The 22,421-nt window shown below is 71.9% G+C and carries 21 protein-coding genes; 12 read left to right on the plus strand and 9 right to left on the minus strand.

Features of this window, described 5'->3' with window-relative positions; genetic code table 11:
* Positions 1–6 precede the first annotated feature (6 nt).
* The 7 genes from GTY58_RS34975 (at position 7) to GTY58_RS35005 (ending at position 9,771) form a co-directional block, all read left to right on the plus strand.
* Positions 7–864: an RNA methyltransferase gene (locus GTY58_RS34975; RefSeq protein ID WP_037646493.1), complete on the plus strand. Its 858-nt coding sequence runs from the start codon at positions 7–9 to the stop codon at positions 862–864.
* Between the two features lie 93 nt (positions 865–957).
* A complete protein-coding gene (locus tag GTY58_RS34980) occupies positions 958–2,121 on the plus strand; it encodes an ATP-binding protein (RefSeq protein WP_010988140.1) in 1,164 nt (387 codons plus the stop codon).
* Between the two features lie 181 nt (positions 2,122–2,302).
* Entirely contained in the window at positions 2,303–3,430 is a 1,128-nt protein-coding gene (gene pheS / locus GTY58_RS34985) for a phenylalanine--tRNA ligase subunit alpha (RefSeq protein WP_037646496.1), read from the plus strand.
* Complete coding sequence (gene pheT / locus GTY58_RS34990) at positions 3,430–5,931, plus strand: phenylalanine--tRNA ligase subunit beta (RefSeq protein WP_010988142.1); 2,502 nt, start codon at positions 3,430–3,432, stop codon at positions 5,929–5,931. The genes pheS and pheT overlap by 1 nt, the downstream gene beginning before the upstream one ends.
* A gap of 410 nt (positions 5,932–6,341) precedes the next feature.
* Positions 6,342–7,394, plus strand: coding sequence for a PP2C family protein-serine/threonine phosphatase (locus GTY58_RS34995; protein ID WP_042493899.1), 1,053 nt, complete (start codon positions 6,342–6,344; stop codon positions 7,392–7,394).
* Between the two features lie 336 nt (positions 7,395–7,730).
* On the plus strand, positions 7,731–9,071 hold the full coding sequence (locus GTY58_RS35000; protein WP_010988144.1) for a hypothetical protein: 1,341 nt from the start codon (positions 7,731–7,733) through the stop codon (positions 9,069–9,071).
* A 154-nt stretch (positions 9,072–9,225) separates the two neighbouring features.
* Entirely contained in the window at positions 9,226–9,771 is a 546-nt protein-coding gene (locus GTY58_RS35005) for an NUDIX hydrolase (RefSeq protein WP_010988145.1), read from the plus strand.
* A 20-nt stretch (positions 9,772–9,791) separates the two neighbouring features.
* Here the strand turns inward: GTY58_RS35005 and GTY58_RS35010 are convergent, their stop codons facing one another.
* Both GTY58_RS35010 and GTY58_RS35015 read right to left on the minus strand, forming a co-directional pair.
* Positions 9,792–10,049 carry a hypothetical protein gene (locus GTY58_RS35010; RefSeq protein WP_037646499.1) on the minus strand — a complete coding sequence of 86 codons (258 nt, stop codon included), beginning with the start codon at positions 10,047–10,049 and terminating at the stop codon, positions 9,792–9,794.
* 221 nt (positions 10,050–10,270) lie between these two features.
* Entirely contained in the window at positions 10,271–11,131 is an 861-nt protein-coding gene (locus tag GTY58_RS35015; protein WP_037646663.1) for a 3-hydroxybutyryl-CoA dehydrogenase, read from the minus strand.
* Between the two features lie 186 nt (positions 11,132–11,317).
* Between GTY58_RS35015 and GTY58_RS35020 the strand changes: the two genes are divergently transcribed.
* A complete protein-coding gene (locus GTY58_RS35020) occupies positions 11,318–12,565 on the plus strand; it encodes a family 10 glycosylhydrolase (RefSeq protein WP_037646501.1) in 1,248 nt (415 codons plus the stop codon).
* A gap of 1 nt (position 12,566) precedes the next feature.
* Here GTY58_RS35020 and GTY58_RS35025 read toward each other — a convergent pair whose 3' ends face one another.
* Both GTY58_RS35025 and GTY58_RS35030 read right to left on the minus strand, forming a co-directional pair.
* Entirely contained in the window at positions 12,567–12,767 is a 201-nt protein-coding gene (locus GTY58_RS35025; protein WP_010988149.1) for a DUF1918 domain-containing protein, read from the minus strand.
* 104 nt (positions 12,768–12,871) lie between these two features.
* Complete coding sequence (locus GTY58_RS35030) at positions 12,872–13,891, minus strand: DMT family transporter (protein WP_010988150.1); 1,020 nt, start codon at positions 13,889–13,891, stop codon at positions 12,872–12,874.
* Between GTY58_RS35030 and GTY58_RS35035 the strand changes: the two genes are divergently transcribed.
* The 3 genes from GTY58_RS35035 (at position 13,890) to GTY58_RS35045 (ending at position 16,544) form a co-directional block, all read left to right on the plus strand.
* On the plus strand, positions 13,890–15,323 hold the full coding sequence (locus GTY58_RS35035; RefSeq protein WP_037646504.1) for a PLP-dependent aminotransferase family protein: 1,434 nt from the start codon (positions 13,890–13,892) through the stop codon (positions 15,321–15,323). The genes GTY58_RS35030 and GTY58_RS35035 overlap by 2 nt on opposite strands.
* A 104-nt stretch (positions 15,324–15,427) precedes the next feature.
* Positions 15,428–15,868 (plus strand): GNAT family N-acetyltransferase, encoded by a 441-nt coding sequence (locus GTY58_RS35040; protein ID WP_010988152.1) that lies wholly within the window; start codon positions 15,428–15,430, stop codon positions 15,866–15,868.
* A 91-nt stretch (positions 15,869–15,959) separates the two neighbouring features.
* On the plus strand, positions 15,960–16,544 hold the full coding sequence (locus GTY58_RS35045) for a histidine phosphatase family protein (RefSeq protein ID WP_010988153.1): 585 nt from the start codon (positions 15,960–15,962) through the stop codon (positions 16,542–16,544).
* Here GTY58_RS35045 and GTY58_RS35050 read toward each other — a convergent pair.
* Positions 16,541–17,011, minus strand: a complete 471-nt coding sequence (locus tag GTY58_RS35050) for a DUF6314 family protein (RefSeq protein WP_010988154.1) — start codon at positions 17,009–17,011, stop codon at positions 16,541–16,543. The genes GTY58_RS35045 and GTY58_RS35050 overlap by 4 nt on opposite strands.
* 317 nt (positions 17,012–17,328) lie before the next feature.
* Here GTY58_RS35050 and GTY58_RS35055 point away from each other — a divergent pair, with 317 nt between their 5' ends.
* On the plus strand, positions 17,329–19,461 hold the full coding sequence (locus GTY58_RS35055; protein WP_010988155.1) for an alpha-L-arabinofuranosidase C-terminal domain-containing protein: 2,133 nt from the start codon (positions 17,329–17,331) through the stop codon (positions 19,459–19,461).
* On the opposite strand, the gene GTY58_RS35060 is transcribed toward GTY58_RS35055, so the two are convergent.
* From GTY58_RS35060 to GTY58_RS35075, 4 genes are all read right to left on the minus strand, one after another.
* Entirely contained in the window at positions 19,448–19,885 is a 438-nt protein-coding gene (locus GTY58_RS35060; RefSeq protein ID WP_010988156.1) for a carboxymuconolactone decarboxylase family protein, read from the minus strand. The genes GTY58_RS35055 and GTY58_RS35060 overlap by 14 nt on opposite strands.
* On the minus strand, positions 19,882–20,301 hold the full coding sequence (locus tag GTY58_RS35065; protein WP_010988157.1) for a MerR family transcriptional regulator: 420 nt from the start codon (positions 20,299–20,301) through the stop codon (positions 19,882–19,884). Before GTY58_RS35065 ends, GTY58_RS35060 begins: the two co-directional genes overlap by 4 nt.
* Before the next feature lie 190 nt (positions 20,302–20,491).
* Positions 20,492–21,130: a hypothetical protein gene (locus GTY58_RS35070; protein ID WP_010988158.1), complete on the minus strand. Its 639-nt coding sequence runs from the start codon at positions 21,128–21,130 to the stop codon at positions 20,492–20,494.
* A 62-nt stretch (positions 21,131–21,192) separates the two neighbouring features.
* Positions 21,193–22,392, minus strand: coding sequence for an SMI1/KNR4 family protein (locus GTY58_RS35075; protein ID WP_010988159.1), 1,200 nt, complete (start codon positions 22,390–22,392; stop codon positions 21,193–21,195).
* Between the last annotated feature and the right edge of the window lie 29 nt (positions 22,393–22,421).

The following is a 22,421-nucleotide window of genomic DNA, read 5'->3' on the forward strand; positions in this document are numbered from 1 at the left end:
ACCCCCATGTCGGCCGCCCCCGAGCTGATCTCCCCGCGCTCTCCTCGTGTCTCCGCCGCGCGGCGGCTCGCCAAGCGGAACTTCCGGGGGAAGGAACAGCTGTTTCTCGCCGAGGGCCCGCAGGCCGTGCGGGAGGCGGCGGCGCACCGCGCCGCGGACGCCGCCACGCTCGTCGAGCTCTTCGCGACCGCCGAGGCGGCGGAGCGGTACGCCGACATCATCGGGGAGGCCCGGGACGCCGGGGCGCGCGTGCACCTCGCGGACGAGGCGGTGATCGCCGACATCTCGACCACCGTGACCCCCCAGGGGCTCGTCGGGATCTGCCGCTTCCTGGACACCCCCTTCGAGGAGATCCTCGCGGCCCGGCCGAGGCTCGTCGCCGTACTCGCCCATGTGCGCGACCCGGGGAACGCCGGCACCGTGCTGCGCTGCGCCGACGCCGCCGGCGCCGAGGCCGTCGTACTGACCGACGCCTCCGTGGACCTCTACAACCCCAAGTCGGTGCGCGCCTCCGTCGGCTCGCTGTTCCACCTGCCCGTCGCCGTCGGCGTGCCCGTCGACCAGGCCGTCGCCGGACTCAAGGACGCAGGCGTGCGGATCCTGGCCGCGGACGGCGCGGGCGACGACGACCTCGACGACGAACTCGACAAGGGCACCATGGGCGGGCCCACCGCCTGGGTGTTCGGGAACGAGGCCTGGGGGCTCCCGGAGGAGACGCGTGCGCTGGCCGACGCCGTCGTGCGCGTTCCCATCCACGGAAAAGCCGAGAGCCTGAACCTCGCCACGGCCGCCGCCGTATGTCTCTACGCGTCCGCCCGTGCACAGCGCGCCTCCGGAGGGTGCCGCTCCGTCACGGACAGCTAGTAGGGTGACGGGCTCGGGAGCCCTCCCCCAAGCTCTCGGCTGCGCTGGAGCAGGGAGGTACCCCCAACGCCGGACGAGAGGTGGGGTAAGGGGATGAGTGTCGGCACGAGCGGTGCACAGAAGGCGCCGCGAGCACAGGACGTGCGCGGCACACCCGCGTCCCGGCGCGGTGATCTGGCCGAACTCGGCATCGACCCCGACGAACTGCCCGACGGACTGGTCGTGGCGGACGAACACGGGCGGGTGATCTGCTTCAACGCCGCGGCGGCCCGTATCACCGCCGTGTCCGCCGCCGACGCCCTCGGGCAGCGGCTGGAGCGCGCCCTGCCGTTGGAGGACCTCGAAGGCCGCCGCTGGTGGCAGCTGACCGACCCCTACGGCGGCCTCGCGATCCGCGTCGCACAGCCCGAGCGCAACCTGCTGCTCCCCGGCGGCCGGGAAGTCCTCGTGTCGGTGCGCTACGTGCGGACGAGGCCCACCGGGCCGGTCCGCCGCCTCGTCGTCTCCCTGCGGGACACCGAAGCCCGTCGTCGCACCGAGCGCAGCCACGCCGAGCTGATCGCCACCGTCGCCCACGAACTGCGCTCCCCGCTCACCTCGGTCAAGGGCTTCACCGCCACGCTGCTCGCCAAGTGGGAGCGCTTCACCGACGACCAGAAGAAACTCATGCTGGAGACCGTCGACGCCGACGCGAACCGTGTGACGCGGCTCATCGCCGAGCTGCTCGACATCTCCCGCATCGACTCCGGACGCCTCGAGGTGCGCCGTCAGCCCGTCGACATCGGCGCGGCCGTCGGGCGGCACATCCAGGCGTACGTCGCCGCGGGGCAGCCCGCCGACCGGTTCCTGCTCCGCATAGAGCAGCCCCTGCCCGCCCTGTGGGCCGACCCCGACAAGATCGACCAGGTGCTCAGCAACCTCCTCGAAAATGCGGTGCGGCACGGCGAGGGAACCGTCACGATCGACGTAACGCCCTCGGCGTCCCCGCGCGAGCGGACGGACGACGAGGGCACTGCGCACGCTGCCACGTCGGTCACGGTGAGCGACGAGGGTCCCGGCATCCCGGAGGAGTCCATGAACCGCGTCTTCACCCGCTTCTGGCGGGGCAGCAAGCGCGGCGGCACGGGCCTCGGGCTCTACATCGTCAAGGGCATCGTCGAGGCCCACGGCGGCGGCATCACGGTCGGCCGCGCCCCCGGCGGCGGCGCCGAATTCCGATTTACGTTGCCCGTGGCCACCCCGGCGTATCTGCTGTAGCGCCGCAGAGGCCCACGGGCGCACGTCGTACCGGAGCCACCCCTCGGACTGCGCGTCCGAGGCAGGCTCCCACCCCGTTAGACTCGGCCTTTGGCACCTTTGCGTCCTCTCATCTGTGGACGATTCGTCTCCGAGTCGTGGACGGGGACCATCCGCCAGCCAACCGGAAGCACGGGAAGAGATGTCGGCACCGAATAAGTCGTACGACCCTGTAGAGGTCGAGGCCTTGAAACCGGAAGAGATCGAGCGCATGCGGGACGAGGCGCTCGCCGCCTTCGCGGCCGCCGGCGACCTCGACGCGCTCCAGGAGGCCAAGGTCGCCCACACCGGCGGCACCTCGCCGCTGGCCCTCGCCAACCGCGAGATCGGCGCCCTGCCCCCGCATGCCAAGGCCGCGGCCGGCAAGCTGGTCGGCCAGGCCCGTGGCGCCGTGAACAAGGCCCTCGGCGCCCGCCAGGCCGAGCTGGAGGCCGAGCGCGACGCCCGCGTGCTGGTCGAGGAGGCGGTGGACGTCACACTGCCGTACGACCGCGTACCGGCCGGCGCCCGCCACCCGCTGACCACGTTCATGGAGCGCGTCGCGGATGTCTTCGTGGCCATGGGCTACGAGATCGCGGAAGGCCCCGAGGTCGAGGCGGAGTGGTTCAACTTCGACGCCCTCAACTTCACCCCGGACCACCCGGCCCGGCAGATGCAGGACACCTTCTTCGTCGAGGGCCCGAAGGGCACCGAAGGAGACGAGTCCGGTGTCGTGCTGCGCACCCACACCTCGCCCGTGCAGGCCCGCGCCATGCTCGACCGCGAGCCGCCCGTCTACATCGTCTGCCCCGGCCGCGTCTACCGCACCGACGAGCTGGACGCCACGCACACCCCGGTCTTCCACCAGATCGAGCTGCTCGCCATCGACGAGGGCCTGACCATGGCCGACCTCAAGGGCACCCTGGACCACATGGTCCAGACGCTCTTCGGCGCGGACATGAAGACGCGGCTGCGGCCGAACTACTTCCCGTTCACCGAGCCGTCCGCCGAGATGGACATGCTCTGCTACGTCTGCAAGGGCGAGTCCGTCGGCAACCCCGACCGTCCCTGCCGCACCTGCTCCAGCGAGGGCTGGATCGAGCTCGGCGGCTGCGGCATGGTCAACCCCCGTGTCCTCACCGCCTGCGGGGTGGACCCGGAGAAGTACAGCGGATTCGCCTTCGGGTTCGGCATCGAGCGGATGCTGATGTTCCGCCACAACGTCGAAGACATGCGAGACATGGTCGAGGGTGACGTCCGGTTCACCCGGCCGTTCGGGATGGAGATCTGATGCGGGTCCCGCTTTCCTGGCTGCGGGAGTACGTCGACCTCCCCGCCACCGAGACCGGCCGCGATGTGCAGGCCAAGCTCGTTTCCGCCGGCCTCGAGGTCGAGAGGGTCGAGCAGCTCGGCGCCGACCTCAAGGGCCCCCTGGCCGTCGGCCAGGTGCTGACCATCGAGGAGCTGGAGGGCTTCAAGAAGCCGATCCGCTTCTGCACCGTCGACGTCGGCCAGGCCAACGGCACCGGTGAGCCCCAGGAGATCGTCTGCGGCGCCCGCAACTTCTCCGTCGGCGACAAGGTCGTCGTGGTCCTGCCCGGCGCCGTCCTGCCCGGCAACTTCGCGATCGCCGCGCGCAAGACGTACGGCAGGACCTCGCACGGCATGATCTGCTCCGGCGACGAGCTGGGCATGGGCGACGACGGCTCCGGCGGCATCATCGTGCTCCCGCCGGAGTACGAGGTCGGCACCGACGCCATCGAGCTGCTCGAGCTGGTCGACGAGGTCCTCGACATCGCCGTCACGCCCGACCGCGGCTACTGCCTGTCGCTGCGCGGCATCGCCCGCGAGACCGCCATCGCGTACGGCCTGCCGCTGCGCGACCCGGCGCTGCTCGACGTGCCGGCCCCGAACGCGTTCGGCCACCCGGTGAAGATCTCCGAGCCGCTGGGCTGCGACCGCTTCACCGCGCGCACGGTGACCGGCCTCGACCCCGAGGCGCGCTCCCCGATCTGGCTCCAGCGTCGGCTCCAGAAGGCCGGCATGCGCTCGATCTCGCTGGCCGTCGACATCACCAACTACGTGATGCTGGAGCTGGGCCAGCCCCTGCACGCCTACGACCGCTCCCGCATCCAGGGCGCGATCGGCGTGCGCCGGGCGGAGCAGGGCGAGAAGCTCACCACCCTCGACGGCACCCAGCGCACGCTGGACGCCGAGGACCTGGTCATCACCGACGACCGCGGGCCCATCGGGCTCGCGGGCGTCATGGGCGGCGCCCACACCGAGATCGACGACACCGAGGGCACGACCACCGAGGTCGTCATCGAGGCCGCGCACTTCGACCCGATCTCCGTCGCCCGCACGGCCCGCCGCCACAAGCTGGCCTCCGAGGCGTCCAAGCGCTTCGAGCGCGGCGTCGACCCGCTGGCCGCCTCCGCCGCCGCCCAGCGCACGGTCGACCTGCTGGTGCTCCTCGCCGGCGGCAGCGCCGACGCGGGCGTCACGGAGGTCATCACGCCCTCCGCGCCGCACACCATCACCATCCCGGCGAACCACCCGGACCGGGTGGCAGGAGTCGAGTACGGCCGCGAGACCGTCGTACGCCGTCTCCAGGAGGTCGGCTGCGACGTCTACGGGCAGGACGAGCTGCTCGTCACCGTGCCGTCCTGGCGGCCCGACCTGACCGACCCGAACGACCTGGCCGAGGAGGTCATCCGGCTCGAGGGCTACGAGAACCTGCCCTCGACCCTGCCCAAGCCCCCCGCGGGCCGGGGCCTGACCGAGCGGCAGCGGCTGCACCGCCGCGTCGGCCGCGCGCTGGCCGGCGCCGGATACGTCGAGGCGCCGAACTACCCCTTCATCGGGGAGCACGTCTTCGACCAGTTCGGCCTCGCCGCCGACGACCCGAAGCGCCGGGTCGTCAAGCTGGTCAACCCGCTCTCCGAGGAGGAGCCCGCGCTCCGCACGACGCTGCTGCCGGGCCTGCTCGGCGCGCTGCGCCGCAACGACGGGCGCGGTTCGCACGACCTGGCGCTCTTCGAGACCGGGCTGGTCTTCCACCCGCGCGCGGAGCAGCGCATCGCGGTCCGGCTGCCCGTCGACCGCCGTCCCACGGACGAGGAGATCGCCTCCCTCACCGCCGCGCTGCCCGAGCAGCCCCGGCACGCCGCCGTCGTCCTCGCGGGCGCCCGCGAGCAGGCCGGCTGGTGGGGCAAGGGCCGCCCGGCCGACTGGGCCGACGCGGTCGAGGCCGCACGCACCCTGGCCCGCGAGGCGGGGACCGAACTCCTCGTGCGCGCCGGCCAGTACGGGCCGTGGCACCCGGGCCGCTGCGCCGAGCTCGCCGTCGTCCTCGACGGCGAGGAGAAGGTCATCGGGTACGCCGGCGAGCTGCACCCCGGTGTCCTGAAGACGCTGGGTCTGCCCGCGCGCACCAGCGCGATGGAGCTGAACCTGGACGCGCTGGAGCAGGCGAGCGCGGGCGTCGTGAAGGGGCCCCGGATCTCCACGTTCCCGGTCGCCACCCAGGACGTCGCGCTGGTCGTCGACAAGACGGTTCCGCACGCGGACGTCGAGGCGGCACTGCGCGAGGGTGCGGGTGAACTCCTGGAGTCCATCCGGCTGTTCGACGTGTACGAGAGCGAGCAGCTCGGCGCGGGCAAGAAGTCCCTCGCCTACGCGCTGCGCTTCCGTGCCGCCGACCGCACCCTGACCGTCGAGGAGGCCTCCACGGCCCGCGACGCGGCGGTGGCGCTGGCCGCCGAGCGCACAGGGGCGGCACTGCGGAGCTAGCTTCGCCGGAAGTGCCGGGGAACTGCTGGGCGTCGGCCGGCTGCGGGTTGTCCGTGGCCGGCCGCGCCCATGCGGCGGAGTCGCACGATGTCGTGGCTCAGTGGCTCAGTGGCTCAGTGGCTCAGCGGCTCGGTGGCCCCGCGGCCCCCGACGGGCCCCTCGGCCACCTCACTCATTCGAGTGACGATTCCGGGCGATCTGGCCCGATCGGGGCATGCGGTCGAAAGAATCGGACCGGCCCCGGGGGACGAGGTGGAGCTCCGCGGGCCGCTTCTGCGCAGCTCAGGGCCTGATGGGGGGCCATCGGCATGATCCGTATCAAGGCTGGGGTTCCCTGCGGACCACGGCCCCGCGCTCGTCCCGGCGAAGGATTCAGGGCGGTCGTCGCCCGCGGGATCCCGCGTGACCGCATGCTCCGGCGCCGCTCGCGCCGGGAGTCCCGGCGTTTCCGGCGGGCGCTGTCGATAGCGCTGCCCACCGTCTGGGGCACGACGGCGATCACCTACAAACTGGCCTGCCCGCTCGCGCAGCAGAACGGGCTCGGCGCGCGGATCGTCACCAGCGCCGTGTTCTTCGCCGTCGGCACCGGGCTGATCCTTCAGGTCCGACACACACTGCTGCGGGAGTTGCGACAGGCCCGCAAGGTCGCGGGCGCCGCCCAGAGCGTGCTGCTGCGGCCGCTGCCGTCGCGGATCGGCGGGCTGAACATCGCGGCGGCCCAGCTCTCCGCCGACCGCGGCGCCACCGTCGGCGGCGATCTGTACGAGGTGATCGCCACCGAGCACGGCGTACGCGTGGTGATAGGCGATGTACGGGGGCACGGGCTGGCGGCCATCGGGACGGTCGCCGCCGTCCTCGGCAGCTTCCGCGAGGCGGTGCACGACGAGGCCGAACTCGCCGGTGTCCTCCAACGGCTCGAACGGGCCATGGTCCGGCATCTGCGGGAGCGGGCCAGAGCCGAGCCCCCCTCGGCGGGCCCGGATCCGGACAGCCTGGTCGCCGAGGAGTTCGTCACCGTGCTGCTGCTGGAGATCCGCCACGACGGGGAGGTGTACGCCCTCAACTGCGGGCACCCCTGGCCGTATCTCCTCAGCGGCAGCCGGGTGGAACTGCTCGCGCGCGCCGAACCCCTGCCCCCGCTCGGACCGTTCCCGCTGCCCGCCGAGCTGCCGTCCACCAGCTGTGGCCCGCTTCAGCCCGGGGAGGCGCTGTTCCTGCACACCGACGGCGCCGAGGACGCGCGCGATGCCCGTGGCCGGTTCTTTCCGCTGGCCGCCGTCCTCGGCGAGGTCGTGCGGATCCCGGCGGTGTCGCCGCAGGCCGTCCTGAAGGCCGTCTTCGCCGGGCTTCTGCGCCACACCGGCGGCAGACCGTCGGACGACGTGGCCCTGCTGGTCCTGCACAACGACCCGCACCGCACCTCCACGACGGCGAACCACCCGATGGCTCACCACGTGCAGTAGGAACGCGACGTACCCGCACCCGCAGCCGACCCGCCCGACCGACGCCCCAGCCGACGACCCGCAGTTCCCCGGCTCCCCCGGCGGAGCCCGCCGGGGGAGCCGTCCGCCCCGCCACGGAGTGTCGGGCAGGCAGCCGGGCGGACGGCGCGGTATCGGGCCGCCGCACTGTACGAGGGGGAGCCGGCGGCCCGGCCGGCCTCTTACGAGGCATTTCAGTCAAGCGGTCGGAAACTCTCCGCAACAGCGCGCGCACAGCCCGGATTCGAGCACTCCGTTCACACCCCGTGCGAAGGCGGACGCACTACTCTGTCGGCACCGAGCCACCGGAGGGCATTCATGCAGCCCAACACTCTGCTCGACGCGATCCTCGACGAGGCCGGGATCTCCCACGCGGGACTCGCCGCGCACGTCAACCAGGTGGGGAGGGCGCGTGGTGTTGCCCTCAGGTACGAACACACCGCCGTGGCACGGTGGTTGAAGGGCCAGCGGCCGCGCGGCCAGGTGCCCGACCTGATCTGCGAAGTGCTCGCGGCCAGGCTGCACCGCCCGGTGACGCTCGACGACATCGGCCTCGGCGTTCCCGGTGAACCGTCCGCCCCCCACGCTTCCACGCTCTCCGGCTTCGTCGAGCGGGCCACCGCCCTGTGGCGCTCCGACGAACAGCAGCGCCCGCACATCCTCGGCGCCCCCGCCGTCACCGGAACGCCTGCCGTGATGCCGGTCTGGGAGTGGGAGAACCCGCCCGAGGACGTGGACGTCTCGCGCGGCGGCCGGCACCGGGTCAGGATGGCCGACATCGAGATGCTGCGCGCGGCCCGCGCCCACTACGAGCAGATGTACCGCAAGGCGGGCGGCATAGCGACCCGCACCCGCATCGTCGGCTTCCTCAACTCCGAGACGGCACCCTTACTGCGCGGCAGTTACACCGACGCCACCGGCCGTCAACTGCACCGGGCCACCGGCGGCCTGGTGGCCATCGCGGGCATCTGCGCGTACGACTCCGACGCCCACGGCCTCGCCCAGCGCTACTTCCACCAGGCACTCCGGCTGGCGAAGGCCAGCGGGGACCGGGGACTCGGCGCCTATGTCATAGCCCTGCTGGTCAACCAGTCGCTGTTCATGCGCGAACACCGGCAGGCCGTCGCCTTCGCCGAGGCCGCGCTGCGCGCCGCGGGCAAGCACATCACTCCCGCGCTCGCCTCCGACCTCTACGCGATGCAGGCCAAGGCGTACGCGCACCTCGGCGACGGTACGAGCGCGCTGTCCTGCATCCGGCGGGCCGAGCAGGCGGCCGAGCGCATCCGGCGCGGCTACGAGCCCGACGAGACCGGTTATGTCCAGCCCGGCCTGGTCAACGTCCAGGTGGCGGAGGCGCTGCTCAGCCTCGGCGACCTGGTGGCGGCGGGCGAGCACGCGGCGGCCGCCGTCGACACCCCCGCCCATGACCGGGGGCGGGTGCACCGGCTCGCGATGCTCAGTCAGATCGAGCTCCGCCAGGGCAACGCCGACAAGGCGGTCGCCACGGCGGTCGAAATGGCGGAACAGGCGCGCGGGATGGAGTCCCAGCGCCTGCGCGACAGACTGCGGGCGGTACGCGAACATCTGGCGCGCAGCGGCTGCGCGGGCACGGCCGAGGCCGCCGAACTGATCGACGGGGCACTGCGCGTACCGCTGTAGACGAACCGGCCCCACCCCCTGCGGGGGAACCCCGCCCCCCTCGGGGCGCGGGCGACTGCGCCTGCCGCTGCGCTGCGAGCGCGCCGCTGTGAGCCTGCTGAGTGGACGCTCCTGCTGCGATATTGCCACTTACTCGGCGGAAGGTGGCAGAACCGTGCAGTGGACGAAACAGAACGAACAAACTGTGTATGAAAACCGCTGGTTCAGCGTCAATCTCGCGGATGTCGAGCTGCCGGACGGCCGGCACCTCGATCACTTCTTGATACGGCTGCGGCCCGTCGCCGTGGCCACCGTCGTGAATGAGGCCAACGAAGTGCTGCTCCTGTGGCGGCACCGCTTCATCACCGACAGCTGGGGGTGGGAGCTCGCGGCGGGCGTCGTCGAGGACGGCGAGGACATCGCCGTGGCGGCGGCCCGTGAACTCGAGGAGGAGACCGGCTGGCGACCGGGACCCCTGCGCCATCTGATGAGCGTCGAGCCCTCCAACGGGCTCACCGACGCCCGGCACCACATCTTCTGGGCCGACGAAGGCGTGTACACCGGGCACCCTGTGGACGACTTCGAGTCGGACCGTCGGGAGTGGGTTCCCCTCAAGCTCGTACCCGACATGGTCGCCCGGGGCGAGGTCCCGGCCGCCAATATGGCGGCCGCGCTGCTCCTCCTGCATCATCTGAGGCTCGGGCAGGACGCTTTGCCCTGATATCACCGCGTCCTCGGGCCTCAGTGGCCCAGAGCCTGCCAGACCGCCACGGCGAGCGCGCCCACGGCCGTGATGGCCGCGACCGCGGGCAGTGGCCAGCGGGTGTGTTCCAGTGTGACGACCCGTGTGCTCAGGTCGTCGACATCCTTGGCGGTCTGTTCCGCGCGATGGCTGAGCAGAGCCAGCCCTCCCTCGACGCGGGCATGTGCCACATCGAGGCGACGGCGTAACTCTGCGACTTCTCCGTGGACCACGGGATGCTCGGGGTCGGCGGTCACGTGTCCGCTCCTTTCCGTAGTCGTCACATCCCTTGTGTACGCACGGAAAGTCAACTCGCCTGGTGGACGTGTGGGGAGCGTGTGCGAGCGGCATATGCGGGCCCGGCGCGCACACGGTGTGTGAATGGCGCGGGCCCGGCACCACTTTTCGGTGCCGGGCCCGTGGCGGCCTGGGCCTCACGCTGCGCAGTCGGGCGCGGGTCGTCCCGGCGCGTACGGGGTCAGGCGTAGGAGTAGAAGCCCGAGCCCGACTTCCGGCCCAGCCGGCCCGCGTCCACCATGCGCTGGAGCAGCGGGGGAGCGGCGTACAGCGGTTCCTTGTACTCCTCGTACATCGACGACGCGACCGAGGCCACCGTGTCCAGGCCGATCAGGTCGGACAGCTTGAGCGGGCCCATCGGATGGGCGCAGCCCAGCTCCATGCCGTTGTCGATGTCCTCACGGCTGGCGATGCCCGACTCGAACATCCGGATCGCGGAGAGCAGATACGGGATGAGGAGGGCGTTGACCACGAAGCCGGAGCGGTCCTGGGCGCGGATCGCGTGCTTGCCGAGGATCTTCTCGACGAGCCCCTGCGCGCGGCTGAGGGTGCCCTCGGAGGTGGTGAGGGCCGGGATCAGCTCGACGAGCTTCTGCACCGGGGCCGGGTTGAAGAAGTGGATGCCGATGACCTGGTCGGGGCGCGAGGTGGCGACGGCGAGCTTCACCAGCGGGATCGAGGAGGTGTTGGAGGCGAGGATCGCGTCTGGCCGGGTCACCACCTGGTCGAGCACCTGGAAGATCTCCGTCTTCACCTGCTCGTTCTCGACGACGGCCTCGATCACCAGATCGCGGTCCGCGAACTCGCCGAGGTCGGTGGTGAAGCTGAGCCGGGCCTGCGTCGCGTCCCGCTCCTCCTCGGAGATCTTGCCGCGCTCGGCCGCCTTGGACAGCGAGTTGAACAGACGGGTCCGGCCGATCTCCAGGGCCTCGCCGGTGGTCTCGGCGACCTTGACGTCAAGACCGGCGCGGGCGCACACCTCGGCGATGCCCGCTCCCATCTGGCCGCAGCCGACCACTCCGACGCGTTCGATGTCGGTCACATCGTCCCTTTCGCTGATCATCGGGCTGGCAGGGCCCCCGTTGTTCGGTGCCTGCCCCGATCGTGCACGTTACCCCCGAAGGGACGGTGATCGATCACCCGGGGCGGGCATGCTGGACAGGGAGACGATCCGTGACCGCGCGGATCCGCACGGTGGCGCGGGGCCGCGGCGGGGAGGGGTGTGCAGATGGGGCGACTGTCACGTCGGGCGTTCGCGATGGCCGCGCTGACGACTCTCGGGACGGCGGGCGACCTGGCGGCCGCGCCACGGGGCGGCCCGGCGGCCCCGCCGGGCCGGCGGCGCGCGGCCGGCGAGCTGCGGGGCATGTGGCTGGCGACCGTCGCGAACCGCGACTGGCCCTCCCGCACCGGGCTCACCCCGGCCGAGCAGCGCGCCGAACTGCTGGCCCACCTCGACACCGCGGTCCGTCGCCGGCTGAACGCGGTGTTCTTCCAGGTCCGCCCCACCGCCGACGCGCTGTGGCCCTCGCCGTACGAGCCCTGGTCCCAGTACCTGACCGGCACCCAGGGAAAGGACCCCGGCTGGGACCCGCTCGGCACGGCCGTCGCGGAGGCCCATGCGCGGGGCCTGGAGCTGCACGCCTGGTTCAACCCGTACCGGATCGCCAACCACACGGACCCGGCCAGGCTGGTCGCCTCGCACCCCGCCCGGCTGCACCCCGACTGGGCCGTGCCGTACGGCGGGAAGCTCTACTACAACCCCGGGCTGCCCGAGGTCCGCGCCTTCGTCCAGGACGCGATGCTCGACGCGGTGCGTCGATACCGGGTCGACGGCGTGCACTTCGACGACTACTTCTACCCGTATCCGGTCGCGGGCCAGACCTTCGACGACGACGCGGCGTACGCGGCCCACGGCGCGGACTTCCCGGACCGGGCCTCCTGGCGGCGCCACAACATCGACCGGCTCGTGAGCGAGACCGCGGCCCTGATCCGGAAGGTGCGGCCCGCCGCACGGTTCGGGATCAGCCCCTTCGGGGTGTGGCGCAACGCCGCGACGGACCCCCTGGGCTCGGACACACGGGCGGGCGTGCAGACGTACGACGATCTGTACGCCGACACCCGCACCTGGGTACGGGAGTGCTGGATCGACTACATCTGCCCGCAGGTCTACTGGAACATCGGCTTCGCCGCGGCCGACTACGCGAAGCTCGTGCCCTGGTGGGCGGCGGTCGCCAAGGGCACCGGCGTACGGCTGTACGTCGGCGAGGCCCTGTACAAGGCCGGGGACCCGGCGCAGCCCGCCGCCTGGCAGGACCCGGTCGAACTCTCCCGGCACCTCACCCTCGCCAAGGGTTACCCGCAGGTGCGCGGGCATGTCTTCTTCTCGGCCAAGGAGGTCGCGGCGGACCGGATCGGCGCGCTGGCACGCGTGGTCGCCGACCACTATCAGCAGCCGGCGAAACCTCCACGCTGAACTAGAGCGACCCGAGGGGCTTGGGGTGACGGATTTCGGAGTCCGGGCCCGGTGAACACACTGCCTCGTGCCCGTCCTGGAAGCGGACGCGGTACGGGGGAGTGCCCTCGGCGCCCATTACTTCGACGATCTCTGCGATCTTGTCGTGCTGCCCGACGACCCTGCCGTGCTGCACGAGCTGGTCGCCCTCAGTCGCATGCATCTGAAGGGCCTCCTCGTCATGTGCCTCGTCATGTGCGGGAGTAGCGGTCAGTCACCGCCAGTCTACGGCTGCCCGCCTCGGTTGCCCCGGGCCGTGCATGCCGCTCAGCCTCGCGCTCGCTGGGTGACCGCGATGCAGACCAGTACGGCCGCGGCCGTCAGCGGGGCGGCCGGTGTGAGGTGCTCGCCGAGGAGCAGTACCGACCACACCAGTGTGAGCAGCGGCTGGGCCAACTGCAACTGGCTGGCCTTCGGAATGCCGATCGCGGCCATACCGCGGTACCAGACGACCAGCCCCAAAAACTGCGAACCCGCCGCCACCCACAGCAGCCCGGCGACACTGTGTGCCGCCAGCTGTACCGGCTCGTACGCCAGGGCGACCAGCGCGCCCGGCACCGAGAGCGGCAGGCACAGCACCAGGGCCCAGCCGATGACCTGCCAGCCGGGCATCACCCGGGCGAGCCGGCCGCCCTCGGTGTAGCCCGCCGCGCAGACCAGCAGCGCCCCGAAGAGGTAGGCGTCCGCGCTGGTCAGGGCGCCGCCGCTCTGCTGCACGGTGAACGCGATGACGGCGGCGGCGCCGGAGAGGGCCGCGATCCAGAAGGTGCGGGAAGGGCGTGCGCCGGTGCGCAGCGCCGAGAACAAGGCAGTCGTCAAAGGCAGCAGCCCGACGACCACGGCCGCGTGCGAGGTGGTGGCCGTCTCCAACGCGAGCGTCGTCAGCAGCGGGAAGCCGAGCACGACGCCCGCGGCGACGACGGCGAGGCCCGCCCAGTGCCGCCGGGCGGGCAGCGGTACGCGCAGCGCCAGCAGACAGCCACCCGCGATGACCGCGGCCAGCAGGCTGCGCACGGTGACGAGCGACCAGGGGCCGAAGCCCTCCAGGCCCCAGGCGGTGGCGGGAAAGGTGAGGGAGAAGGCGGTGACTCCGAGAGCGGCCTGGAGCGTGCCGGAGCGGTGGGGGAGGGAAGCGGGGCCCGCGCCGGTGGTGTCCCGTGGGAGGGAAGCGGGATCCACGCCGGTGGTGTCCCGCGGAAGGGCCGCGGGGTGCGTGTGCGCCGTGCTCCTGGGCTGGGTGGGCACCGCTATCGGGGTATCGGCAGTAGCGCTATCCTGTGCTCTCATGCAAGAGCGTAGCAGCGTCGGTGATCTGGCAAATCGTCTGCGGACGGACCTGAACCGCTACTCTCCCGGTGAGAAGCTGCCGTCGAGCCGGGCGCTCGTCGAGCGATTCCGGGTGAGTCCCGTGACCGTCTCGCGGGCCCTGGCGCAACTGGTCGCCGAGGGCTTGGTGATCACGCGGCCGGGCGCCGGGGCCTTCCGGGCCGAGCCGCGGCGGGCCCCCGCCACCGTGGGGGACACCGCCTGGCAGGAGGTCGCCCTCAGCGCCGACGCCGCCGCCGAACTCGTGCCGCGCACCGTCGACGCCTCCGGCGTGCTCGTCTCGCTCGCCGCACCACCGGCCGGGGTCGTCGAGTTCAACGGCGGCTATCTGCACCCCTCCCTCCAGCCCGAGCGGGCGATGGGCGCGGCGCTGTCCCGGGCCGGGCGGCGCCCCGGGGTGTGGGCGCGGCCGCCCGTGGAGGGGCTCGGGGACCTGCGCGAGTGGTTCGCGCGGGGCATCGGCGGCGCGATCACCGCGGCCGAGGTACTGATCGCGGCGGGCGGTCAGTCGGCGCTGACCACCGCCCTGCGCGCACTGGCCCCGCCCGGCGCCCCGGTCCTGGTCGAATCACCCACGTACCCCGGCATGCTGGCGATCGCCCGCGCGGCCGGGCAGCGGCCGGTGCCCGTCCCCGTGGACGCCGACGGGGTGAAACCCGCCCTGCTCGCCGACGCGTTCCGGGCGACGGGTGCGCGCGTCTTCGTCTGCCAGCCGCTGTTCCAGAATCCGACGGGCGCCGTCCTCGCACCCGAGCGCCGTGGTGAGGTGCTGCGGATCGCGCGCGACGCCGGGGCGTTCGTGGTCGAGGACGACTTCGTACGACACCTGGTGCACGAGGACGCCGGGCCGCTGCCGCCGCCGCTGGCCGCGGAGGACCCCGACGGGGTTGTCGTACACGTCCGTTCGCTGACCAAGGTGACCTCGCCCAGCTTCCGGGTGAGCGCGCTGGCCGCGCGCGGACCGGTCCTCGAGCGGCTGCGCGCCATCCAGGTCGTCGACACCTTCTTCGTGCCGCGCCCGCTCCAGGAGGCCGCGCTCGAACTCGTCGGATCCCCGGCCTGGCCCCGCCATCTGCGCTCCGTCGGCGTCGAGTTGAGGAACCGTCGGGACACGATGACCGCCGCACTGCGCCTGCACCTGCCCGAACTCGCCCTGCCGCACATCCCGTCCGGCGGCTACCACCTGTGGCTGCGGCTGCCCGACGGCGCGGACGAGCCCTCCGTGGTCGCGGGGGCCCTGCGCGCGGGCGTGGCGGTCACGCCCGGCCGCCCCTACTTCAGCGCCGAACCCCCCGCCGCCCACCTGCGGTTGAGCTTCGCGGGGGTCGCGGGAACGGGAGAGATCACGGAGGGGGTGCGCAGGCTGCGTACCGCGTGTGACGCGGTCCTCTGAGGCAGCGGCACCAGCCGCGGCATCGCACCCGCCCCCGACGACGGCCCCGTCCACCAGGCGAAAACCGATCGACGCACCGCACGTCCGCCTGCGAACCTCCCGGCATGACTGACGCACAACGCCTGCCCGGCGGCTACGAACTCTCCACCGACCCCGCCCGGATCGACCTCGACCGTGTCCACGGCTGGCTGTCGGCCGACGCGTACTGGGCGATCGGGCGGCCCCGCGAGAAGCAGGAGCGCGCGGTGGCCGGCTCGCTCAACTTCGGGGTGTACGCGGCGGCTTCGGGCGAACAGGTGGCGTACGCGCGCGTGGTGACCGACCGGGCGACGTTCGCGTGGCTCTGCGACGTCTACGTCGACCCCTCGGTACGCGGCAAGGGGATCGGCACCGCGCTGGTCGGCGGCGTACGCGCACACCTCGAACCCCTCGGGCTGCGGCGCGTCCTGCTCGCCACCGAGGACGCGCACGGCGTCTACGCGAAGCTCGGCTTCAAGCCGCTCGACACGCCGGGCCACTGGATGGCGCTCGCGTTCGAACAGTAGACCGGGCGAGCCGTGTGACCTCGTGGATACCCTTGGTAACTCCTGAGTAACACCTCTTGACCTGCGCACTTGTGAGCATCACGATCGCCGCATGCATCTTCGGGTCACATTCGTCGCCACCGCGCGCAGCTCCTCGCTGCTCGCGGAGCGCTTCGAGGAGGACCGGCCGCTGGACCAGGCCGGCTGGGACGCGGTGCAGCGGGCCGCCGCTGAGCTGGTGCCGCTGGCGGCCGCCGAGCTGCGCTACTGCTCGCCGTCCCCGGGCAGCCGGGCGACCGGTGACGCGCTCGGCTATGCCCCGCTCGCCCAGCTCGCGCTGCGCGACTGCGACATGGGCCGGTGGCGCGGTCTGACGCTGGGCGAGGCGATGGCCCGTGAGCCGTCGGCGGTCGACGCCTGGCTCGCGGATCCGCGCTCCGCTCCGCACGGCGGTGAGCCGCTGATGTCCTTCGTCTCCCGGGTGGGGCAGTGGCTCGACACCCGGCCCGCGGACGACGGCAGCCAGATCGTCGCCGTGGCGGAGCCGTCGGTGGTGCGGGCGGCCCTGGTCCACGCGCTGCGGGCCCATCCGTCGACGTACTGGAACATCGACGTCCGCCCGTTGTCGACGGTCACGCTCATCGGCGCCAACGGGCGCTGGAACCTCCGGCTGGAGGCCGGACTCCAGCGCGTCTAGACGGTCGCGCGCCCAGTCGGTTCTTCGCGCGCGTAGTCGGTCGTGAGGATCAGGTCCTTGGCCGGTCCGCCGACCCGCCACACCGTCCGCCAGCGGTCCTCGGCGTACACGGTGAACTCGCCGCGGTAGAGGTCCGCGGCGCACGGGTGGTCGGCGACATGGTGCCCGGTGGTCAGGTCGAGGACGTGGAAGGGGCGCCCGTCACCGAACCGTACGTCCGACATGCCGAGGGTCTCCCCGGGCAGGAACCACAGCGTTCGCTCGGCCGGTCTCGCGGCGCCCTGCCACACGAACGTCCCGGACTCCTGATGCAGCAGCCCGCCGCCGCCGTCCTCCAGGGGTGAGAAGACGGTCGTCCCGGTGAAGTGCCCTTCGGCCCCGCCCGCGAGATCCCGCACGGTGCGCTCCACGCGCCAGCTTCCCGTCAGATACCCCAGGGCATCGGCCACCGGCCAGAACTCACCCATCGGCTCCCTTCCTTCGTACGGCGGTTTGACCCTACCGGGCCGGGTGCGAGCGCCGACGGCGCAGGCGGCGCCGGGGCCTTGGGCCCGGCCGGGCGCTGTGCCCGTGGCTCGGCCGCCACATGCCGTCCGGCGACTCGACGGGGGCCGACCACGGCCAGACAGCCGGCGAAGGCCAGGTACGGCGGCAGCGCATCCACGGGGAGGGCCCTGTGTCCGACCCATTGACGCACTCCAGCCCCCTGCCTATCTTGCCGTTCGATGTACTGATCGCAGTTCGAAATATCGAACCTCAGACCCTACAGAGCCGCGGAGTATCCATGTCACCCACCCGCACCCGCTGGAGACTCGGACTCACAGCCGCCGCGTTACTGGTGGCCTCGGTCGGCGTTCCCGCGCCCGCCCACGCCGAAGACATCACCGACTACGCGATCGCCGTCGATCCCAAGGGATCGGGGGCGAAGATCGACGACACCATGTACGGGGTGTTCTTCGAGGACATCAACAGGGCCGCCGACGGCGGGCTCTACGCGGAACTCGTGCAGAACAGGTCGTTCGAGTACGCGACCGCCGACAACACGTCGTACACCCCGCTCACCTCCTGGAACACCTCCGGTACCGCGGACGTCGTCAGCGACGACGGACGGCTCAATGCCCGCAACCGCAGCTATCTGGCCCTCGGCGGCGACTCCTCGGTCACCAACTCCGGCTACAACACCGGCATCGCGGTCGAGAGCGGCAAGGTCTACGACTTCTCCGTCTGGGCCCGCGCCGACCAGGCCGACCCCCTCAGCGTGACCCTGCACGACACGGACGGTGACTTGGCCCGGGCCCGCCGCGTCACCGTGCGCGGCGGCTGGGCCAAGTACACGGCCAGGTTCACCGCCGGCCGCACCAGCACCACCGGCCGGCTCACCGTCGCCGCCGCCGGCGCCGTCGCGCTCGACATGGTCTCGCTCATCCCTCATGACACCTACATGGGGCACGGGCTGCGCAAGGACCTCGCCGAGAAGATCGCCGCCCTGCACCCCGGCTTCGTCCGCTTCCCCGGCGGCTGTCTCGTCAACACCGGTTCGATGAGGGGATACGACGAGGCGTCGGGGTACGAGCGCAAGCGGTCGTACCAGTGGAAGGACACCATCGGACCCGTCGAGCAGCGCGCCACCAACGCCAACTTCTGGGGCTACAACCAGAGTTACGGGCTCGGCTACTACGAGTACTTCCAGTTCGCCGAGGACACGGGCGCGATGCCGCTGCCCGTGGTGCCCGCCCTCGTCACCGGCTGCGGCCAGAACAAGGCCGTCGACGACGACGCTCTCCTCGAGCGCCACATCCAGGACACGCTGGACCTCATCGAGTTCGCCAACGGCCCGGTGACCAGCGAATGGGGCAGGAAGCGCGCCAGGATGGGCCATCCCGAGCCCTTCCACCTCACCCACCTCGAGGTGGGCAACGAGGAGAACCTCCCCGACGAGTTCTTCGCCCGCTTCACGCGGTTCCGGGCCGCCATCGAGGCGAAGTACCCCGACGTCACGGTCATCTCCAACGCCGGCCCGGACGACAGCGGTCCGACCTTCGACACCGCCTGGAAGCTCAACCGTGACGCGGACGTCGACATGGTCGACGAGCACTACTACAACAGCCCCCAGTGGTTCCTCCAGAACAACGACCGCTACGACGCGTACGACAGGAACGGCCCCAAGGTGTTTCTCGGCGAGTACGCGTCGGGCGGCAACACCTTCAAGAACGCCCTGGCCGAAGCCGCGTACATGACCGGTCTGGAGCGCAACGCGGACGTCGTCAAGCTGGCCTCGTACGCACCGCTGCTCGCCAACGAGGACTATGTGCAGTGGCGCCCCGACATGATCTGGTTCGACAACCACGCCTCCTGGGGCTCCGCCGACTACGAGGTCCAGAAGCTCTTCATGACGAATACCGGCGACCGGGTCGTGCCCAGCACCGCGAGCGGCACGCCCGCCCTGAGCGGGCCGATCTCCGGTGCGGTCGGCCTGTCGACGTGGGCGACCACCGCCGCGTACGACGATGTGCGGGTCACCGGCGAGGACGGGACCACGCTGCTCGGCGACGACTTCAGCGGTGACGCCTCGCGGTGGACGCACACGGGCGGCGGAAGCTGGAGCGTCGAGGACGGGCAGTACGTGCAGAGCGACGTGGCCGCCGAGAACACCATGGTCTCGGCGGGCGACCCGGCCTGGCACGACTACGACCTGCGGGTGAAGGCCACCAAGAAGTCCGGCAAGGAGGGCTTCCTCGTCGCGTTCGGCGTCAAGGACACCGGCACCTACACGCTCGTCGCCGCGCCCGACGCGGTGAACTCGCGGACGGCGACGCCTGTCGCACCGGTGACGTCCGTCTTGGAGGGGGTGGCCGACAGGTTCACGTATACCTTCCCGGCCAACTCCGTGACGTTCCTGCGGATCAGGCAGAGGTAGCCGCGGCGGCCGTGGGCTGCTGTCCGGCGGGCGGCAGCCCACGCTCGGCGAAGACCTTCTTCGCGACGAGGGAGGCGTTCATCGCCTTGGGTATGCCGCAGTACACCGCCGAGTGCAGCAGCGCCTCGACGATCTCGTCCGGCGAAAGGCCCACGTTCAGCGCCGCGTTGACGTGCACCTCCAGCTGAACCTCACAGCCGCCGAGCGCGGTGAGCATGCCGAGCGTCACCAACTGGCGGTCGCGCGGGGCGAGTCCGGGGCGGTCGTAGATGTCGCCGAAGGCCCAGGAGACGATCTGGTGGCCCAGTTCGGGATTGATGTCGCCCAAGGCGGCGACGACGCGCTCCCCGGCCTCGCCGTCGACCTGCTTCAGGACCCGCAGGCCGTGCTCGAAGCGCTCTTCGCGGGTGGTGGCGTCGCTCATGTCGGTTCTCCTGGTTCCGGCTGGCCGAGCAGCCGTTCATAGTGGTCGATCTTGTCGTCGAGGGCGGCCGCGTTGCGGCGCAGGGCGCGGATGCGCTCCGCCAGCTCGGCGCGGTGCTCGCGGAGCATCACGAGCCGGTCCGGGACCGTGGCGTCGCCCCGCGAGCGCAGCAGCGCGAACCGCTGCATGTCCGCGATCGACATGCCCGTCTCGCGCAGCCGGAGCAGAAACTCCAGCCAGGCCAGGTCCGCCGCCTCGTAACGGCGTTGGTTGCCGGTGGTCCGGCCGACCCGTTCGATCAGACCGGCCTTCTCGTAGTAGCGCAGTGTGTCGTGCGACAGGCCGGTGCGCTCGACGACCTGAGCGATCGTGAGGGTCGGTTCCCGGTGGAGCGGGAGGGGCTGTCCGCTGGTCATGACAACAACGGTAGAACCTGGAGCGCACTCCAGGTCAAGCGCGGACGGCGACCACTTCCGAAGTGGCCCTGAGCTGCGCGGACCGCACCGCCGCGGCGAACCGGCGTGCCGGTGGGCGCGGGTGCCGTGGCGGAGGCCGCCCTGTGATCGACGACCGGTCCACTGATCGCCGACTGACGCCGGACAGGCCCTAGAGCGCCGGCGGTGCCGGCGGCATCGGCGGTGCCCAGGCCGGCTGCGCCCCGAAGGGCGGCAGGGACGTGAACCGCGGGTCGAACGTCACGGTGGGCGTGATCCGGCGCAGCGCGTCGCGCACCAGTGTGAGCGGATGGTCCGGGAAGTGCGCGTCCCACTCCTCGTGGTCGGCGACGTGGTACGGCAGGGCGCCCTGGAGGTCGTACGCGTACGGATGGGGCCTGAAGTAGGCGGCCGGGCCGACCTGGTTCAGCACGACGGCCTCGCGCATCCCGGTCGTGGCCCCCTCCCCGGCCTGCACCTTGACGACCGTGCTGCAACCAGCCTTCGGTATCGTCCAGGAGCCGAGGAAGACCTGGCCGTGACCGTCCGGCCGGCGCACCTTGATCAGCTGCCGGACGGCCGGCACACCGGCCACGTCGCCGGTCACCGCTTCGATCAGACCGGCACCGGCCCGTGCGGCGCCCTCCGCGAGGCCGCGCCGCAGCCGGTCCGGTTCGTGGAGCGGGGCCGGCAGGTCCGGGACGAGGGGGAAGAAGTGCAGCGACAGGACGAGTCCCCGCTCGTCGGTCCAGAGATCCGCCTCCCGCTGGGTGAAGCCCGCCGTATTGATGCCTGTGATCGGTGTGCCCATGGGCTCATCATCGCGTCCGGCCAACGGAGTTCGGCACGCGGGGGAGCGCTGCACGGGGCTCCTCACCAGTAGGCCCGGTCGTCCCAGGACTCGAAGCGGGCGAACTCGACCGGGTCGTCGTCCTCGTCCAGACCGGCCAGGCCCGGCGCGGTGAGCAGACCGCGCTGCCAGGCGACCAGGGTGTCGACCAGGCCGCTCTCCAGGCGCGGCCCCTGCGGCGCGTGGCGCGGCCAGACGATCAGGGGCCAGGTGTCCGGGTCCGGGCCCTCGGCCAGCCAGCCGAGGTAGTCGCCGTCGATGGAACAGGCGAACGGGAGGAAACCGCCCGGCTCGGGCCAAGCGGGCAGCGGATACTGCTCCGGGTAGCTCTCCCTGTGCTTCCGATACCCGCCCGTGGTCTGCTCGATGTGCGTGCGAAAGCGCCGCTCGCCGGTCCGCAGCGGGGTGAGGAAGCGCAGCCACTCGCTCCAGCAGCCCGCGCCGTACTCGTCCATCAGCGTCACGTACTCCCGCGGCAGCCGTGTGCCCAGCTCCGCGAAGAGGGACGCCCACCGACCGCCGCCGAGATACGGCGTCGCGGGCGGCGGGCAGAGCAGCCGCAGCGCAGCGAGGCCGGCGCCGGTCTCCAGCGCGACACGGCGCTGCGTCTCGGTGAGGCGGGGCGCGGTCCGCGCGGGCGGGGTCCAAGGCGCGGCCGTCGGCAGGAACGCGGTGCGGGCGACGGATCCGGGCAGAGGGCCGATCAAGGGGCCCGGCGGCGAAGGGAGTTCCCAGGTGTCGCGGACCGTGTGCCGCAGATAGGCGCCGAGGGTGAGGTCGTACGGGTGCCAGTTCCGCAGTCCGCTGCCCGGCACGGACCCGGAGTGCCGGACGACCACGGTCCACCGGTCGGGGTCGTCGGAACTCGACGTGTCCCAGAAGAAGACGTCGCTGCCCCGGCTGCACCCCCAGGCGAGCAGCCCGCCGGGCGCGGGATGGACGGCGTACCGCTCGTCTTCCGGGAGGTCGCGCAACTCGATGCGCGCCGCGCGGTGCTTCTCGCGCAGCCAGTCCCCGTAGTCGAACCGTCCTTCCTCGGCACAGGGACCGTGGATCCACACGTACTCACCGAAGTCCATGGGCCCGTGGCGGTCGATCAGCCGCTTGTACTCGCCCGGCAGGCGCAGCCCGAGCCACTTCTCGACCGCCGCCCAGTCGACGGCGAGGGGCACCGGCGGCCGCTCGGCGTGCGGTGCGGTGAAGTCGGCCAGGTCCTGGGTCACGGGTGGTCCTCCGGGGGTGAGCGGGCGGG

The sequence above is a fragment of the Streptomyces sp. SID5469 genome (genome assembly GCF_009862865.1).
Taxonomy (GTDB): Bacteria; Actinomycetota; Actinomycetes; order Streptomycetales; family Streptomycetaceae; genus Streptomyces; species Streptomyces avermitilis.